The organism is Acinetobacter sp. YH12254, assembly GCF_013417415.1.
GTDB classification, from domain to species: domain Bacteria; phylum Pseudomonadota; class Gammaproteobacteria; order Pseudomonadales; family Moraxellaceae; genus Acinetobacter; species Acinetobacter pseudolwoffii.
This window is the reverse complement of the sequence record NZ_VPEB01000018.1, coordinates 49,934-66,546: the sequence shown is the minus strand read 5'-3', so window position 1 is coordinate 66,546 and position 16,613 is coordinate 49,934. Positions and strand designations below refer to the sequence as shown.

The 16,613-nt window shown below is 43.0% G+C and carries 19 protein-coding genes and 1 rRNA gene; 8 read left to right on the top strand and 12 right to left on the bottom strand.

Going from position 1 to position 16,613, the window contains the following annotated elements:
- Positions 1–105: ribosomal RNA gene (gene rrf / locus FTV29_RS12970) — 5S ribosomal RNA — on the top strand; the annotation flags it as partial.
- 171 nt (positions 106–276) lie between these two features.
- Positions 277–1,896, top strand: a complete 1,620-nt coding sequence (locus FTV29_RS12965; RefSeq protein WP_005098139.1) for a Na/Pi cotransporter family protein — start codon at positions 277–279, stop codon at positions 1,894–1,896.
- Here the strand turns inward: FTV29_RS12965 and FTV29_RS12960 are convergent.
- From FTV29_RS12960 to FTV29_RS12945, 4 genes are all read right to left on the bottom strand, one after another.
- Positions 1,862–3,241, bottom strand: coding sequence for a dihydrolipoyl dehydrogenase (locus FTV29_RS12960; RefSeq protein ID WP_159138796.1), 1,380 nt, complete (start codon positions 3,239–3,241; stop codon positions 1,862–1,864). The two genes, FTV29_RS12965 and FTV29_RS12960, sit on opposite strands and share 35 nt — an antisense overlap.
- Before the next feature lie 77 nt (positions 3,242–3,318).
- Positions 3,319–4,515 (bottom strand): hypothetical protein, encoded by a 1,197-nt coding sequence (locus tag FTV29_RS12955; RefSeq protein ID WP_159138797.1) that lies wholly within the window; start codon positions 4,513–4,515, stop codon positions 3,319–3,321.
- A 201-nt stretch (positions 4,516–4,716) separates the two neighbouring features.
- Positions 4,717–5,139 (bottom strand): beta-lactamase hydrolase domain-containing protein, encoded by a 423-nt coding sequence (locus tag FTV29_RS12950; protein WP_159138798.1) that lies wholly within the window; start codon positions 5,137–5,139, stop codon positions 4,717–4,719.
- Positions 5,132–5,467: a TIGR01244 family sulfur transferase gene (locus tag FTV29_RS12945; RefSeq protein ID WP_004281596.1), complete on the bottom strand. Its 336-nt coding sequence runs from the start codon at positions 5,465–5,467 to the stop codon at positions 5,132–5,134. Before FTV29_RS12945 ends, FTV29_RS12950 begins: the two co-directional genes overlap by 8 nt.
- 125 nt (positions 5,468–5,592) lie before the next feature.
- Here FTV29_RS12945 and FTV29_RS12940 point away from each other — a divergent pair, with 125 nt between their 5' ends.
- Genes FTV29_RS12940 through FTV29_RS12930 form a run of 3 tightly spaced genes read left to right on the top strand, consistent with a single transcriptional unit; the run spans position 5,593 to position 7,367 of the window.
- A complete protein-coding gene (locus FTV29_RS12940; protein ID WP_005168660.1) occupies positions 5,593–6,489 on the top strand; it encodes an alpha/beta hydrolase in 897 nt (298 codons plus the stop codon).
- Positions 6,490–6,921, top strand: a complete 432-nt coding sequence (gene trxC, locus FTV29_RS12935; protein ID WP_005098120.1) for a thioredoxin TrxC — start codon at positions 6,490–6,492, stop codon at positions 6,919–6,921. It abuts the gene before it with no gap.
- A 5-nt stretch (positions 6,922–6,926) separates the two neighbouring features.
- Positions 6,927–7,367 carry an acyl-CoA thioesterase gene (locus tag FTV29_RS12930; RefSeq protein WP_218944670.1) on the top strand — a complete coding sequence of 147 codons (441 nt, stop codon included), beginning with the start codon at positions 6,927–6,929 and terminating at the stop codon, positions 7,365–7,367.
- A gap of 61 nt (positions 7,368–7,428) precedes the next feature.
- Here FTV29_RS12930 and FTV29_RS12925 read toward each other — a convergent pair whose 3' ends face one another.
- Together FTV29_RS12925 and FTV29_RS12920 are read right to left on the bottom strand one after the other, a co-directional pair.
- Positions 7,429–7,932 carry a DUF4442 domain-containing protein gene (locus FTV29_RS12925; protein WP_159138799.1) on the bottom strand — a complete coding sequence of 168 codons (504 nt, stop codon included), beginning with the start codon at positions 7,930–7,932 and terminating at the stop codon, positions 7,429–7,431.
- Positions 7,933–7,960: 28 nt separating this feature from the next.
- Positions 7,961–8,449 (bottom strand): YajQ family cyclic di-GMP-binding protein, encoded by a 489-nt coding sequence (locus FTV29_RS12920; protein WP_005098115.1) that lies wholly within the window; start codon positions 8,447–8,449, stop codon positions 7,961–7,963.
- A gap of 91 nt (positions 8,450–8,540) precedes the next feature.
- Here FTV29_RS12920 and FTV29_RS12915 point away from each other — a divergent pair, with 91 nt between their 5' ends.
- Positions 8,541–8,855 carry a rhodanese-like domain-containing protein gene (locus FTV29_RS12915; protein WP_005098114.1) on the top strand — a complete coding sequence of 105 codons (315 nt, stop codon included), beginning with the start codon at positions 8,541–8,543 and terminating at the stop codon, positions 8,853–8,855.
- A 173-nt stretch (positions 8,856–9,028) separates the two neighbouring features.
- Here FTV29_RS12915 and mnmC read toward each other — a convergent pair whose 3' ends face one another.
- The 4 genes from mnmC to FTV29_RS12895 are packed head-to-tail and all read right to left on the bottom strand — an operon-like array spanning position 9,029 to position 12,421.
- The gene (gene mnmC, locus FTV29_RS12910) at positions 9,029–10,927 is read right to left on the bottom strand and encodes an FAD-dependent 5-carboxymethylaminomethyl-2-thiouridine(34) oxidoreductase MnmC (protein WP_159138800.1); all 1,899 of its coding nucleotides are present in this window, start codon (positions 10,925–10,927) and stop codon (positions 9,029–9,031) included.
- A gap of 39 nt (positions 10,928–10,966) precedes the next feature.
- Entirely contained in the window at positions 10,967–11,473 is a 507-nt protein-coding gene (locus FTV29_RS12905; RefSeq protein WP_100329844.1) for a hypothetical protein, read from the bottom strand.
- A 5-nt stretch (positions 11,474–11,478) separates the two neighbouring features.
- The gene (locus FTV29_RS12900) at positions 11,479–11,781 is read right to left on the bottom strand and encodes a YciI family protein (protein WP_005098111.1); all 303 of its coding nucleotides are present in this window, start codon (positions 11,779–11,781) and stop codon (positions 11,479–11,481) included.
- 28 nt (positions 11,782–11,809) lie between these two features.
- Positions 11,810–12,421, bottom strand: a complete 612-nt coding sequence (locus FTV29_RS12895) for a septation protein IspZ (protein WP_005168649.1) — start codon at positions 12,419–12,421, stop codon at positions 11,810–11,812.
- A gap of 44 nt (positions 12,422–12,465) precedes the next feature.
- On the opposite strand from FTV29_RS12895, the gene FTV29_RS12890 reads away from it, so the two are divergent.
- On the top strand, positions 12,466–13,320 hold the full coding sequence (locus FTV29_RS12890) for a PHP domain-containing protein (RefSeq protein WP_180075585.1): 855 nt from the start codon (positions 12,466–12,468) through the stop codon (positions 13,318–13,320).
- Positions 13,321–13,394: 74 nt separating this feature from the next.
- Here FTV29_RS12890 and FTV29_RS12885 read toward each other — a convergent pair whose 3' ends face one another.
- Both FTV29_RS12885 and radC read right to left on the bottom strand, forming a co-directional pair.
- On the bottom strand, positions 13,395–14,306 hold the full coding sequence (locus FTV29_RS12885; protein WP_004281608.1) for a bestrophin family protein: 912 nt from the start codon (positions 14,304–14,306) through the stop codon (positions 13,395–13,397).
- Positions 14,307–14,370: 64 nt separating this feature from the next.
- Complete coding sequence (gene radC / locus FTV29_RS12880) at positions 14,371–15,072, bottom strand: DNA repair protein RadC (RefSeq protein WP_159138801.1); 702 nt, start codon at positions 15,070–15,072, stop codon at positions 14,371–14,373.
- 113 nt (positions 15,073–15,185) lie between these two features.
- Between radC and coaBC the strand changes: the two genes are divergently transcribed.
- Positions 15,186–16,460 carry a bifunctional phosphopantothenoylcysteine decarboxylase/phosphopantothenate--cysteine ligase CoaBC gene (gene coaBC, locus FTV29_RS12875; protein WP_159138802.1) on the top strand — a complete coding sequence of 425 codons (1,275 nt, stop codon included), beginning with the start codon at positions 15,186–15,188 and terminating at the stop codon, positions 16,458–16,460.
- Positions 16,461–16,613: the final 153 nt, after the last annotated feature.

Sequence of the window (16,613 nt, the reverse complement as noted above, 5' to 3'; positions counted from 1 at the left end):
ATAGCAAGAGTGAACCACCTGATCCCTTCCCGAACTCAGAAGTGAAACCTCTTTGCGCTGATGGTAGTGTGGGGTTACCCATGTGAGAGTAAGTCATCGCCAGCTCATTATTCGAAACACCCCCTGCATCAGCAGGGGGTGTTTTTTTATGTGCGGGATTTATAGTAAAATTAAATATAGTAAAAATAATATTCTGAATTTACTCAAGGTTATTTGCTGTTTTTAAATCAGCCTGATTATGTTTTAATCATTAAAATTTAAAGCCTAGGAATCTGCGTGTTTGAGGTATTTACACAGCTCTGTGGTGGAATCGGTTTATTTTTGCTTGGTATGACTTTAATGACCGAGAGCCTTAAAGATATTGCAGGTGAAACATTAAGACAATGGTTAGGTCGGTTTACTGGTTCTCCTTTTAAAGCAATGACTTCAGGTATTGCCTTGACCTTGATTGTGCAATCCTCCACAGCCACGACTCTAGCAACCATTGGCTTTGTCAGTGCAGGCGTACTCTCTTTTTCGCAAGCCATTGGTGTAATTATTGGCGCCAATATCGGTACAACCAGTACTGGCTGGATTGTGGCTTTTTTAGGTTTAAAGTTTTCTATTGGACAAGTGGCTTTGCCTCTCATTGCCATAGGCGCTTTACTTAAAATATTAGCACATGGACGTACAGCGCTTACCGGCTTGGCGCTTGCGGGATTCGGCCTGATTTTCTTTGGAATTGATTTGCTTCAAGTAGCAATGTCAGGTGTCGCAGAACATTTCGATCTTTCAATTTTCTCGACCGAAAGTTTTGCTGCAAAGCTGTTATTGGTACTTTTTGGTTTGGTCATGACTGTGATTTTGCAGTCCTCCAGTGCCGCCATTACAGCGACACTTGCTGCATTAGCAAGTCAGGCGATTCAGCTCGATCAAGCGCTTGTGCTCGTCATTGGCCAGAATATTGGAACCGTTGCAACTGCAGTACTGGCAGCCATCGGTGCAAATGCGAATGCAAAACGAACTGCTGCTGTGCATGTCTGTTTTAATGTCGTGAGTGCAATTTTTGCATTTTGTATTTTGGTCCCCTTGTTTTTATGGCTGTATCAACCACAGTATTTTTTATCTGGTTGGGATCATGTGGTCATTGTGGCAGCTTTTCATACAGCCTTCAGTGTATTTGGTGCCTTATTTTTTATGCCATTGATTCGCCCCTTTGAACAGCTGTTGGTGAAATATATTCCGGCACATGAAGATTCATTATTACAGGCCTTAGATGAAGCCAGTTTGGCAGTGCCTGCGGTCGCAATTAATACGGCAGAACAAGTGATCTTTAAAACCATATTGACCCAATATTCCTGGATTCTAAAAGCCATCAAGTCAGCAGAATTGGTTTCGGCCAATGAATTAAAACAGCAAGACGAATTAATTTACAAATTACAGGATTATTTAGAAAAAATTGTTGTGCCTGAAAATAGCACTGATCAAAGTCGGCTGTTTAGCTTATTAAGGATGATGGTTTATCTGAAAGTGTTGCGTAGTGATTTGGAAAATCTAAAGCATGTTGTGAGTATTCGTACCCAACCCGCGATTCATCAACTTGCCTTGGATTTTATCCAGATTCTGGAAAATGCTGGAAATAGCATGCTAGATACTCGCTCATCTGAAGATTTGAGCCAACTGTATATTGAAATGGGACATCTAAAACAGTGGAGTAAACAGCATCGTAGCGAATTACGTGAAAAAACTAATATTTATGCCTCAACGTATCAGCTGAATGCAGCCAAAACTTTTGAGTTATTGGCTGCTCAGCGTTGGTTAGATCGCTTAGTTGCGCACAGTTACCGTTTGATTAATGTACTCAATGAGCGTCAGCAAACACTTACAATGCATCAAATTGACGACGAGCATGTTTAAGAGCAGATCTGAGACCTTCTTCCAGTGTTGGGTGATAAAAAGGTTTTGCCAGGATTTGATGAATATCCTGATCTGCATCAATGGTCCAGGCCAGAAGATGGCCAAGATGTTCGGCTTGTGAACAGAAGAGTTCTGCGCCTAATAATTTGCCTGATTTTTTATCAATATAAACTTCAATACCACCTTTATTTTCAGCAAGAACCAATGCACGTCCTTGATTTTCATAGGAGGCAAATCCTCGAATAAATTCAATATTTTGCTGTTCTAACTGTTTAAAACTTTGTCCGATAATCGCCATTTCCGGGTGAGAGAATACGATTGCCAGTGGGGTGAGTGCGGGAATCGGCTTAATCTCGGAATAATTTAAACAGTTATGAACCACTTCTTTACCAGCATGAGCAGCTTCGTGCTGAATGGGGGCATCAGGTGCGGCATCACCCACTATAAATATCGGCATATCTGCGAGTTGTTTGGTTTTTTTATTGATAGGCAATTTTTTGATATCAGCAAAATTAGGATCTAACTGATTTAAACCCAAGCGATCCAGATTAGTCTGACGGCCTGTAGCACCCAAAATATATTCAACTTGAATAGTTTGAGCTTGATCATTTTCAGTAAAATTAATCTGGATATGACCAGCTTGTTTTTTAACTTGATCTGGCAAGATTTTGAACTTGATATTGAGTTCTTTACTCAATTGCTCCTGTGCCAGCTTTTGTAAAGCAGGGCTGGTTAAGGCACCTACTTTTTGGCTACGAGCGAACAGGGTAGTGTCTACGCCCAGTCGTTGCATGGCTTGTGCCAGTTCAATGGCAATCACACCGCTTCCGATCACTGCTAAAGACTTGGGTAATTGAGAAAGTTCAAATATCTCATCAGAAGTTAGATATTTATCTCCTAATTCTTCCTTGAATGTTTTATCAATATTAGGTCGTGAACCAACCGCAATAATGAAGCTTTTAGCCTGATAAGCTTGTCCATTGACTTCAACTGTATGGGCATCAATAAACGTTGCATGACCAGAAATTTTATGTAAAGCCTCCCATCGATCAACGCCTTTTAGGGTTGCGCGAATGAAACGTTCTCTTAAGCTATGTAGACGTTGCATCACACCTGAAGTATCTACTACAGCATCATGTTGTAAAGCGAGGTCTTTCGCGGATTGAATGTCATGCATGCGATTTGCAGATGAAATCAGAAGTTTGCTTGGCATACAGCCGACACGTGCACAGGTTGTATCCCATGGGCCGTCATTAATAATTAAAATATTTTGGGTGTATTTGATGGCTTCGTTATAAGCACTGATTCCTGCTGTGCCTGCGCCAATGATGATGAGGTCGTACATAATATAAATATCTTAAAAATAATATAACTATATAAAAAAACCCTCTAGAAAGAGGGTTTTATTGCAATTATTTACACTTAAAATTTAATGCCTGCCGGTAAGCTCAAATTCGTATTAATTGTACCGCCATTATTTGTTGAAGTTCCTTTGAATGTTGTACCATTAATAGCATGTTCAAAACTAAGCGTACCGCTTGTTGCTTGTTTAAATTTTAAAATGTTTATGCCAATTAACTTAATACTACCAGTAAAAGTTTGCTTATTTTGATCAGGAGTTTCATTTTCAACACGAGTACCATCAATTGTCGTGATGCTCGGTAGAATTAATTCTTGTTCACCAGAAGCTCTCACGCGGTAATTAGCTGAACTAATTGTGCCAGGAGATGAGTTTAGTATTAACGAAATTGGCTCAGCAAAAGGAATATTGGGATTATCATTTATCAGTACATTAAATCCTGAACCTGATTGAATGTTATATAAGCTACCATCACGTGAGGTTAAATCTTTATAAATACTAATTGCGCCTGTCGTAATTTCTCGTTCAGTATCTTCACCTGTTTCTGGATCGGCTACAATTGCTGTTGTGGTGATCTTATAATCACTAGTGCTACTATTAATCAAAACAAAACGTTTTTGTTGAGTTTGTTGAATTCCCCATGACTGTTGGAAGGGATATGAAAATGCACCGGTAATAGTTACATCATGGAAATTTTTATCTCCATTTTCGTTTTCAAATACATAAATACGTGTATTTGATTCATATTCTTCTAAGTTTGGTGTTACTTCATCATGTTGTAATTTAATATTTTTTAAATCATTTACTGTAATATCAAAGTCCCAGTTATCGTAACTAGGTAAGATATTTTTAATATCTTCACCCACGAATACATAACAAGCTCTGTAATCTGTTTTACTTAAGGCAAAGCATTTGTTGCGGTAATATGAGCTATTTTTATAGGCAGATAAATCTATTTTTCGAATGTCTAAGCTTAATTGTAGGGGACCCTGTGCGAAAGTATCTAATGCATGGTCAATATAACCTTTAGCCGTAGTAGCATCATTTGGGTCATAATTTCCAAATAAGAACTGGCCTTCACGTTTTATGGTATCCAAGATTTGTTGAGGGGTTTGTTCACCAGATGGAATACTTGAATTATCTCCATTATTGGTTCCAGTTGAGGGAGATTTATCATAATAACCGTCACTACCACCGCCTCCACAAGCGGCTAAAAAACCTGATAAGGTGATAACAAGCACACTTTTATTAAACTTCATGTTTTACCCCAAAATAATTATATAAAGAATATAGTTTTACTATTTGAAGATTATCATATAAAAAAAATGGCGCAAAGAGCGCCATTTTTATTTACTATAGAACTCTATAGAGTAGTTCCCACACTCACACCTACAGTCGGCTTCAAATTCATTGAACTACAGCCGACAAAGGCCAAGCTCAGACATAATACGACCAAGATTTTATTCATGAATCAATCCTTGAGATTTAGCCTGGTTAAACAAGGTCGCTGAACGTGTACCGCTACGGCAGACCATCAAAATCGGCTTTGGCAGCTCATTATAAGATCGAGCAAACTCCTCAATATTGGCCTGAGAAATTTGACCACTCATGATGGGTTGATAAATAACACTGACTTGAGACTTTTCAGCAATTGAACGTAGCTGTCCAACCTTGACCTGATTGCCTTGTTCCTGGTCCGGGCGATTGACAATCACAGATTTAAAACCCTGTTGCATCAATTGCTGAAACTTGTTGGTGGTCATTTGCCCTGTAACACTCACCGTAGAGGTCAGTGCACGGCTAAGCTCTTGTGCAGCAAAAACAGGTGTAATACAGCTAAAACAGGTTACCAATACCACACCTTTCCAAAACAACTTAGTCATCCAGCAGGTCCATCTGTTTTGCCAGCTGATATAAATTATTCGAGCGGTTTCCAGTACGACAGAACATCAAGATCGGTTTTGGCAACTCATTATAATGATTGGCAAAAGTGCGTACATCAAGCTCAGTAATCTGACCGGCTACTACTGGCTGGAATACATAATCCAGACCGGCATTACGTGCAGCTTCCTCGATTTGTGCACTGGTTGGCTGCTCGGAACCACCTTCCATGTCCGGACGGTTGTTGATAATCGATTTAAAACCTTTCTCAACCACTTGAGTTACGTGTTCTGGACCAATTTGACCAGCAAAACCTACATTTTCGCTCATGACGCCACTCCATCATTTCATTTATATCGATATGCTTTATGATAGCATTAAGCGGAAAACATGCTGAAGCTGTTGTGAAATTTTTATAAATGATGATCACCATAAGATAACGCAATGGAGCGCGTATGCAGGCTTATACAGTTGAGCCACTGTATGTAAAAAGCGGTCAGGATGTGATTGCTGCAGATTTTTATCGGCCTAAAAATATAGAAAAACCGGCCGTGATCTTGATGGCCCATGGTCTGGCGGCCTTACGTCAATTTAAACTGGTGCACTATGCCCAGCATTTTGCCAGTGCCGGCTATGCGGTGGTGTTATTCGATTATCGCTATTGGGGCGGCAGTACCGGGCGACCGCGTGAGCTGGTCTCGATTTCTGCCCAGCTGGATGACTGGCGAACCATGATCAAGCATATTCAGGCACGTAAGTCGATTGACAGTCAACGGATCGTGCTCTGGGGAACTGCCTTAAGCGGAGGGCATGTACTCACCCTGGCAGCAGAACTGAAAAATATTCAGGCCGCAATGGTACAGGTGCCTTTTGTCGATGGGGCTGAAAGTGCCAGGCTTTATCCTTTGCAGCAACTCCCCAAGGCACTTAAGGTTTCTAGTCAGGACTATATGGGAAGCAAGGTCGGTATGCAGCCCAAAACCTTGCCGGTGGTCGATCCTTACGAGCTGTGTTTTATGCCGACACAGGACAGCTACGAGGGTTATCTGTCGATTGTGAATCCGGATTATTATTGGAGTGGTCAAATTCCTGCGCGGGTCTTTTTTAATTTAATGCGTTATCGCCCGATTCAGCAAGTTAGAAAAATCACCATTCCTGTGCTGTTTATTGCAGCAAAACTGGATAGTTTAATTCCGATTGAATCCAGTCGCGAAACCGTGACCAATCTTGCACCGTTTGTACAATATCAGGAGTGGAATATCCGGCATTTTGATATTTATCATGGTGAATGGTTTGAAAAAGCCGTTTCAACCCAATTAGAATTCCTACATCAACATATTGGAGTACGCTAGATGATTATTGTATGCCCAGAATGTCAGGCCAAAAATCGTGTTCCTGAAGATAAACTCACCGCCAACCCTGCCTGTGGTCAATGTCATCAGGCCCTGATTCCATTGGCCCCAATTGAATTAAATGAGCAGAATTTCAGCCAGTTTGTCACCCATAGTGACTTGCCCATTTTGATTGATCTCTGGGCAGAATGGTGTGGCCCCTGTAAAATGATGGCACCGCATTTTGCGACTGTCGCGCAGCAATATCCAAACGTGGTTTTTGCAAAAATTGATACCGAAGCGAATCCGCGCTTAAGTTCAGCATTTAATGTTCGCAGTATTCCGACGCTGGTGTTGATGAATAAAAGCAACGAAATTGCTAGAATAAGCGGTGCATTACGATCAAGCGAACTACAAAAATGGCTTGATCAGCAGTTAAATACCCAACCCTAATTCAAATGCCTGGAGTGAATGTGTCAGATTCTCAAGTAAAACCAGAGGGGATTCTTTCCCTACAAACGATCGCAATGCCTGCAGATACCAACTGGAGCGGTGATGTGTTTGGTGGCTGGATCGTTTCACAAATGGACTTGGCAGGCGCGATTCACGCAGAACGATTTTCAAAGGGACGTTGTGCCACGATTTCGATTAACCAGATGACCTTTCTGGTTCCAGTGAAAGTCGGGGATGTCATTAGCTGTTATACCCAGATTTTAAAAGTTGGCAAGACCTCTATTCAGATGGAAATTGAAGTCTGGGACAGTCATGATGATTCACGTGCGCCGATTCGTGTCACAGAAGGGGTATTTACCTTTGTCGCAGTCGATGTAAAAGGCAATAAGCGTCTGATTCCAGAGGAAGCCAAACAGAAGTTTTTAGAGTCTCAAGCAGCCCAATGATTGAATGAGATATAAAAAAATCCCAGAGATGATCTCTGGGATTTTTCTTGCTTAGAAAGAATTATGATTGCTTGAGCTGATCTTTGGCAATCCAGGCCCAGAGCATTTCACATTGAATCGGCGTTTCTCCGGATTCATCCGTGACCGTGACCTGAACCAATGTTTCGCCTTTATCGGAGCTTTGCATGAGTGCTTGTTGCTCCGGCGTCAAGGTAGCGACTGCAGTCATGGCGCCTTTGGTCGGACGTTTAAAATCAATCTTCAAACTTTTGATTAATACAATCGCGGTATCCGGCACATTCATTGCTGTCACAAAGCCGGTCGCAGTTTCTGCCACTAAGGCCATGGCGCAGGCATGTACCTGACCAATATGGTTTTGCATGACTTTATGGTTGGCGATTGTGACCACCACTTTTTCCCCACTGAGTTCTACATAGCGAATTTTGGCAGAACCTACCATGGGAATAATCCGGCCAAAGGTTTTACTCAATAAAGTACTACGAATAGCTTGAGGTAGTCTGGAAGTAGCTTTTACCAGTTTGGTCAGTCGATTGCGATGCGTCATAATTCCTTCTTTAAGACACTGTACGGTCTTAATCTTTAAAGTTATTGAACTGTAAAGGCAAACCAAATTGCTGTTCTTTTAAGAAGGTCATCACTTGTTGCAAAGTGTCGCGCTTCTTGTCCGTTACACGAATCTTGTCACCCTGAATAGAAGATTGCGCTTTAATGCCGCTTTCTTTAATGGCTTTATTGATTTTTTTTGCGGTATCAGAGTCAAGACCGTCTTTGAGTTTGATTACCTGAATCACGTTTTTACCAGAAGCCGTCATTTTCTGTGGATCAAGGGCCTGAATATCGACTTTGCGTTTAAAGAAATGACTTTCGAGCATGCTATACACTTGTTCACACTGGAAATCACTTTCAGTCGAAATCTTGATTTCCTTGTTTTTTTCATTCAGTTCAATAGAAACGTCCTGACCGCGGAAGTCAAAGCGGGTCGCAATTTCTTTTTGTGTGTTTTGAACTGCATGATTTACTTCAAAAATTTCTAATTCAGAAACAATATCGAAAGAAGGCATGGTTTAGACCTTTACAAATGGAAAGAATATCTGAGATGCTAGGGATGTTTTCTTCATTTGCCAAGTGTTGTTTACATCAAAGGAGTGCGCAATGATCCGTAAACAAGAAATTACAACATTTGAGTTCCCAGAAAATGCAATTATCTGGGATGTACGCGATACAAGTGCTTTTGCTGAAGCACACGTGAAAGGGGCGGTAAATCAGCCCATTAACGATCTTTCAGCAGAGAGCCTAACTCAGGTGTCAGCGGATCAACCCATTTACATCTTGTGTGGTGGGGGTAGTAAAGCTCCACGTGCTGCTGAAAAACTAGAGGGTTTTGACAGTTCACGTGAATATGTCATTCTGATGGGGGGTACTCGTGCCGCCCGTGATGCAGGCTTACCGCTTGAACAGGGTGCATAAGCATTCTGTTAAAAAAAAGCGCCGCAAGGCGCTTTTTTATTGGCTGAAATTTAATCCCTCCCAACCTCCCTTTTCTAAAGGGAGGAGCTACAGGCATTCTATTTATTCATAAAAGTATAAAAAAGTCCCCCTTTAAAAAAGGGGGACTTAGAGGGATTCATGCAAAAGGGTAATTAAATTTGTGGCTTAAAATAAGGCTTCTTGGTTTTTACTTTCTTTTGAAAGCGGCTCACGCTGAGTTTTTTAACCAGACTTGCCGGAACAGGATAGGCTTCACCCAGAATCTGGGCGGCCAGAATTTCACTACAAAGGGGTGCAAATAAAAAGCCTTTGGAGCCTAGACCGGCAAAACTATAAATTTCCTGTTCAGGCTGCATTTTACCGAGTAAAGGAAAGTAATCCTGACTTTGGGCACGTAGCGCTGCACGGCCATGCCAGGTGTCCATCGGTGCTAATGACGCGGCATAATCTGGAAAGACGCTCTGGAGCAGCTCATGATTATGTGCATGATCTTCTGGGAGCACCTCTGTATCCTCCCGACCAGGATGGAAAGATGCACCGAGAATTAAATGTGTATCATCCAGTTGCATACAATACCCACCGTAGTTATAAGCAGTCTCTTTGCTTAAAGGCTGAGCGCTATTGTTTAGCCAGCTCACTTGTCCACGAATTGGCTTGAGTGCCGGATAATGCTCAAAGAATTGTGCTGTCTCGCGCGCGCTACAAACCAGCACATGATCAAACTGACCCAAACAATTTTCATTTTCAAAAAGTTTGGGTTGAGATAGCTGCTCAATTTTGGTGATTTTTGCTTGGATATATTTAATATTCGGATGCTGTAAAATTTCATCACGCAATTGATGCGGAGAAATAGTTCCTGCTGCTAAAAGTTTTAAACTTGAATATTCAGTATGCAGTTTCTGCTCATCCGCCGTTTGCACTGAAAGAATATGTGCTGGATATTCATTTGCCAGACTTAAAAGAGTCTCGGGATGTTTGAGTGCCAATTGACTGACCTGAATCGGTCGAAAGGCTTTGAATTTTGCATAATGAGTCAGCGCATGTTGCCAAGCCAAGGTCATTAAATGTTCTGCACTCTGCTCAATCGGGCAGAGTTTTGGGTTCAGGAGCGCAAGCGGGTTACCAGAACCACCAGCAAGTGGCGCTGATTGATCGTAAATCGTGACTTGGTGGCCACGCTGCGCAAAGGCCCAGGCAGCACTTAAACCTGCGATTCCGGCACCAATAACCGCAATCTGGCGTACATTAAATTCAAGTTCAGGATTTAATGCTATTTTTTTTTGAGTAATATCCTGATCTGCATCCGAATTGGCTGGTTCAGATAGTTTCCAGATGGCTTTGAGCATTTCACGTTTATGCCCAAAACCTCTTGGACGTGAAATGGAAATCCCATGATTCTTTAGGCCACGTTTCAGGACACCTGCGACACTAAAAGAAGCGAAAGTGGTGCCGATCTCGGATAAACGCACAATATTATTTAAAACATTTTCTTCCCACATGTCTGGATTACAAGACGGCGCAAAACCATCCAGAAACCATGCATTCACAGGTGCGGTTTTTTCCATGATGGGAAATACATCATGGGCATCTCCAAGCCACAAGTCGATTGAGAAACATTCTTCCGGGAAGCTTAAGCGGTGGCAGCCTGCAATTGGCATCGGATATTGGGAAATCAGTTGATCTGCCAATGGCTTGAGTTCAGGCCAGACATTTAAAGCGCGAATCAGATCGGGTTTAGAGAGCGGAAATTTCTCCACTGAAATCGCATGCAAATGACTGTGATTGTCCGGACGGGTCTGCTGCCAGAGCTGCCATAACGCCAGAATATTCAGTCCTGTGCCAAAGCCGGTTTCGCCCACACAAAAATATTCAAACGGTTTTAAGTCAGTCAGGCGGGTCGGCAGGTCATTGCCATTTAAAAAAACATGGCGGGTTTCCAGCAAACCATTGTCTTTAGAAAAATAAACATCGCCAAACTGTTTAGAGACAGGCACTTCAATGCCATCCACCAATTGCCAATCGAGATCGGCGGTTTGAATTGCATGCGACAAAACGACTACAACCTTAAATAAGTCCGAAAGGGGAATAGATTACCATTGACGGCGACGTTTGGTATAAACGTAACTGGCAATCAGAAAGCCCAGCAAAACGCCTACGGCCAACGTGGCAGCACCATACAGGAACATCTGCGCACTGCGTTCGCTTTGTAAAACCTGTACTTGCACGCCAAGATTGTCATTTCTGAGCTGTAGTTCCTGATTTTGTGCTAACGCTTCCAGATTGGCTTTTTCCAGCTGTTGCAGACGTGTCGCCTGATCTTTCACCAAGGCTTTTACTTTGGCATCTTGCTGAGCTTTATTTCTGGCGAGTTCTTCAGCAGTCAGTGGCTTATTTCCAGTTGCCGGAAGGGCTTGAGATGCTGTTGCAGCCACAGGGATGATTGCAGGTTTTGGCGTAGCAGTGGGGGGTGCGACTGCAGCTTGTACAGCGGCGGCGGCGACACTGTTCGGTGTTGTCTGAACTGTGGCAACTTCTACTGCCCATACAGAATGAAAGGTACAACAGAGGCCAATAACACTGGCAAGAACAACACGCATAAACCTTATCCTTGAGGGAATGCTTTGTTAAACGGTTTCACATCAATCTGTGCATATACACCTTCTTTCAGGAAGGGTTCATCCTCTAACCAGGTATCCAGGTCTTCACGGCTGTCAAAATCGACAATGATGGTACTGCCATAAAAGCCGGCTTGTGGATTACTCGGATCTTTCGGCATCGCGCCTGCAACAATCAGACGGCCTTCATCATTCAGCTTTTGCAAGCGGGCAAGATGTTGTGGACGAATGGCAAGACGTTTCTCCACTGTACCTTCCTGATCGGTACAGCTAACGACAAATAACGGCATGATGATTCTCAATCGTTTGTAGTTGGATTTATTCAGCAGTCTTAAAGTATTTACGCAATACAATAAACTGGATAATGATAAAGGAAAACATCACGATCATGTCACCGAATGCCGTAAATTCGCCCCAATATTTTCCATCCAGCCACAAGTAGGCAAAGAAGGTATGTAAAAATGACATCAGTGCAAACATGGCGACCCAGGCATAGTTCAGTTTGATCCAGCCTTTTTCACTTAAGTTGAAAACCGGGCCAAACAGACGCTGAATCAGTGGCTTTTTATCTTTACTAAACCAAGGCGACAGCAGGAATACGCCCGCAAAGACCAGATTCAGCAATACCGCCTTTAAACGGATATAGAAATCGTCGCTCAGCATCAGAGTGATCCCACCAAAAATCACGGTCATAAACAGTACAATCCATTGCTGCTTATCCAGGCGGAATTTTTGCATGACAAATAACGCACCATAGACCACCAGCATAGCAATAATCAGACCAGTGGTTGCCACAAGAATATTATTATTGTCGACACCCCCCGCAGAACCGATCAATTGCAAAAGTTGATGGTCAGTGTCTTTTGGATCTACAGTTTTATATAAATAAAAGAAAATAATGAGTGGCACAAAGTCTAAAAGTGCTTTCATGTTAGAGTATCTAAATCTGATTAAATAAATGTCATAGTATAGAGATGCACGGCGTAGATTTACATACACATAGCAATATTTCTGATGGAACTTTAACTCCACAGCAATTGGTCGAGGCTGCCGTAGAGAAATCGGTGCATACTTTGGCATTGACAGATCACGACACTATGGATGGCTTGGAACTGGCACAAGAAGCCGCTAAAAATCATGAGATTAAGATCATTTCTGGGGTGGAAATCTCCAGCCAGTGGTCACGTCCAGCCACCAAGAAAAATTATGGCGTGCATATTGTTGCATTGGATATGCAAAATCCTGAGCCTTTACAAAAAGCCCTCAATCAGCAGAAGAAAATCCGGGCGGAACGCTCGAAACAGATCTGTGACTTACTGATTCCTTTAATTGGTCAGGATATTTATGCCGATGTACTGGTCAAAGTCGATAATATCCCTGATCGGGTAACACGGACGCATATTGCCAAAACCTTAGTAGAAAAGGGCATTGTGACTCGCCCGCAACAGGCTTTTGATAAGTACATCAAGGAAGGTAAGAAAGCCTATGTCAAATTTGATGGCTTGAGTCTTGAAGACACGGTTCAGGTGATTCATGAAAGTGGCGGTTTTGCAGTGCTGGCACATCCGACCAAATATGACCTATCTGCAACCAACATTCGTTACCTGATCGAGATCTTTGCCAAGTTTGGTGGCGACGCCGTTGAACTGCCGCCAGCGGTAGATCCAAGTTCTACTCGCCAGATGGTCGATCGGATGATTGCGGAGCATCGTCTGAAAGTTTCGATTGGCAGTGACTTTCATGGCGACCATATGCCATGGATCAGACTCGGGAATGTGCCGAGCCTAAAACCGGGACAAGTCGGGATTTGGGAGAGTTTTGTTGATTGAGTGCTTTACTCGAACTTTGTTCTTGCAAAGCAGAAGTGCCCTTTGCTGATAGAAAAGGGCAAGAGAAAAATAAATTACAGTAGGTTATGATCTTTGGCCTGAATCGGTGGTGGCGTCGGTTTACCTAAAGTCCCTAACAGTTCAATTTCAATAGTACGTACCATCGAATCGAGTGGCAAGTCATTGCTTTGGGTGCCGAAAGGTTCCTCAATTTCTGAACTTAAGGCATCTAGTCCTAAAAAGGTATAAGCCAAAATTCCGACCAGCAAAGGCGTAAATAAACCCAATGTTGAACCCAGGCTAAAAGGCAAAATAAAACAGAAAAAATAGACGGTACGATTCAGCAAGACCGAATAGGCAAAAGGCAAAGGCGTTGTCGCAATCCGGTCACAACCAGTCTGGACAATACTTAGTTCTGCCACATGATTATTCATCTGCATATAGATGATGTCTGAGATTTCACCTTCTTTGAGTGCTTGCATTAACTCCCATTGAATCAGGCTTAAGGTATATTGCGGCGCGTTGGCCTGCTGATAGAGTTGAGTCACAGCCTGCTGGCTCATGCCGCTGGTTTCAACCAGTTCAGTTGGATTGGCTGTCTGGTGGCGTAAACGATCGCGGAGTACATTGGCAAAGACAATCACGTGCTGAATCACACGTTCACGGCGACCTTGAGACAGCATCCTGCAATCACGGTCAAAATGACGTGAATTGGCAATCAAAATGCCCCAAAGTTTGCGCGCTTCCCACCAGCGGTCATAACAGGCTGAGTTCTTAAATCCGAGAAAGATCGACAGCACCACTCCAATCAGGGTAAAGCCAACCAGGGGTAATTCTGGAAAATGAAAATAACCAATATGCGACAAGCCACCAATGATGGCTGACATCAGCATCACCACGCCTAAAGGCGGTAAAACTTTAGGTAAAATCGTCCCCCGCCAGGAAAACAGCAGTTTAAAAACAGTCGGCTGGTCACGTACGATCATTTATTGGAATCATCACAGTTTTTTCATGATCTTCTTGACTTGTGCCAGCTTTGTCAAGTGCTAATCACCTGTGTATTTCGGGTTGAATGAGTTGCTGCTCGGCAAAAGAAAAACTGCCCTCTAGGGCAATGATACAGTGGTCGATTAAATAAATATCGACCAGTTGACAGGCTTGCTGAATCTGGCGAGTCAGATGCAGATCTGCTGAAGATGGATAGGCCCGGCCGAGTGGATGATTATGCGCAATTACAATTGAGGTTGCCTGCTGGGTAATTGCATAGCGCAGTAATTGATTAATCGAAATATCACATGCATTCACCGAGCCATAAAACAGTTTTTTAAAGCTGATTTTTCTTAAACTGGCATCCAGACACAGCACTGCAAACACTTCCTGAGTTTCACCGAGCAGTTCAAAACGTAAATAATCCCGTAACCGTTTGGAATTATTGAGCTCCAGTGCATCCTGTTTCAGATGTTCGGAAATATAACGCCGTCCGAGTTCCTTGACGGCCATGAGCTGGGTATATTTGCTAATGCCCATGCCATGAAAGCGACTGACGTCCTCTAAGGGGGCATCCAGTAAGGCAGTGAGATGACCGAAATGCTGAATCAAGAGTCGGGCAAGTTCGACTGCGGAATGTTGCTGTGAGCCGGAACGCAGGAAAATTGCCAGTAGTTCGGCATCGGATAAACTTTCTGCACCATATTGAATTAAGCGTTCGCGCGGGCGTTCTTGTTCAGGCCAGTTTTTAATAGAAAATTGCATAGTTATTAGACTTATTTATTATGAATTATGAGTTTTCCCTGAAGCTGATCTCTTGGGAATGCCATTATTTAATGCTATTGTGAGCCCCACTGCAACAGAAAGGTAGCCTGTTTGTGAGCTTCGACGTAAGTGTAATTCCTCATAAAAATATCATTTTAGCTGTGACTGGCGGCATTGCTGCCTATAAAAGTGCGATTATGGTTCGTCGTCTGAAAGATGCCGGATTTAATGTGCGGGTGGTGATGACCCAAGGGGCACAGGCTTTTATTACACCTTTAACGTTTCAAGCCTTATCAGGCAATCCGGTCCATACGGCATTACTGGATCCTGAAGCGGAAGCAGGTATGGGGCATATCGAGCTGGCACGTTGGGCGGATCTGTTACTGGTTGCACCTGCAAGTTGTGACACCTTGGCAAAGTTTGCAGCAGGTCTGGCAGATGATTTGCTCAGTACTTTATATCTGGCGACCAAGGCACCGGTCTGGGTAGCGCCTGCCATGAACCAGCAAATGTGGGCAGCTAAGCCAACACAACGCAACTTGGCCACTTTAATTGAAGATGGTGTGCATGTGATCATGCCGGATGCCGGATCTCAAGCCTGTGGCGATGTGGGTTTAGGCCGTATGCCTGAGCCGGAAGATCTGGCACGACAAGTCACAGAATATTTCCATCAAGCACAGCGTGCGATCGCAGAAAAATTTGGTCAGCTTGCGGGTAAACGTGTCACCATCACCGCCGGTCCAACCCGTGAAGCGATTGATCCGGTACGTTATATTTCCAATCACAGTACCGGTAAAATGGGCTTTGCTCTGGCAGCTGCCTGTTATGCCGCTGGGGCAGATGTGACCCTGATTGCAGGGCCAGTGACTCTGGATACACCAAATGGTGTCAAACGCAAAAATGTCAGTTCTGCCGTAAAAATGCTCAATGAAAGCATGCAGATGCTGGAAGATGGCTGTGATATTTTTATTGCAACTGCTGCGGTGGCGGATTACCGCGTGGCCGAAGTTGCAGAACACAAAATTAAAAAATCTGGCGATGAGCTGAATGTGGCGCTTGTGAAAAATCCGGATATTGTGGCGACTATTGCCCAGCAAGAGAAACGTCCATTTATGGTCGGTTTTGCGGCGGAAACCCGCAATATTGAAGAATATGCCGCGGGCAAACTGGTCGCGAAAAAACTGGATATGATTGCCTGCAATGATGTCTCACGTGCCGATATCGGTTTTGCGTCGGATGAAAATGCCATGACCGTATTCTTTGCCGAACAGTATCAGATGGATAAACGTGATCTGGAAAAAGCCTCCAAGCAGGAAATTGCCCAGCAACTGATCGAAGCAATTCATGATGCCTTGCATCGTGATCCATCCAGTGATGACGATTTTTAAAAGAATCTTCACAAAAAAAAGCCCTGTTAGACTCAGGGCTTTTTTATGAGTAAATTTTTATCATTTATTTAAAAAGCTGTAGAAATCTTAAATAATTTAGTCATGATTCATGCACTGCTTATTTCTTGTTTTTTCAAAAAAGCATAAAATAGG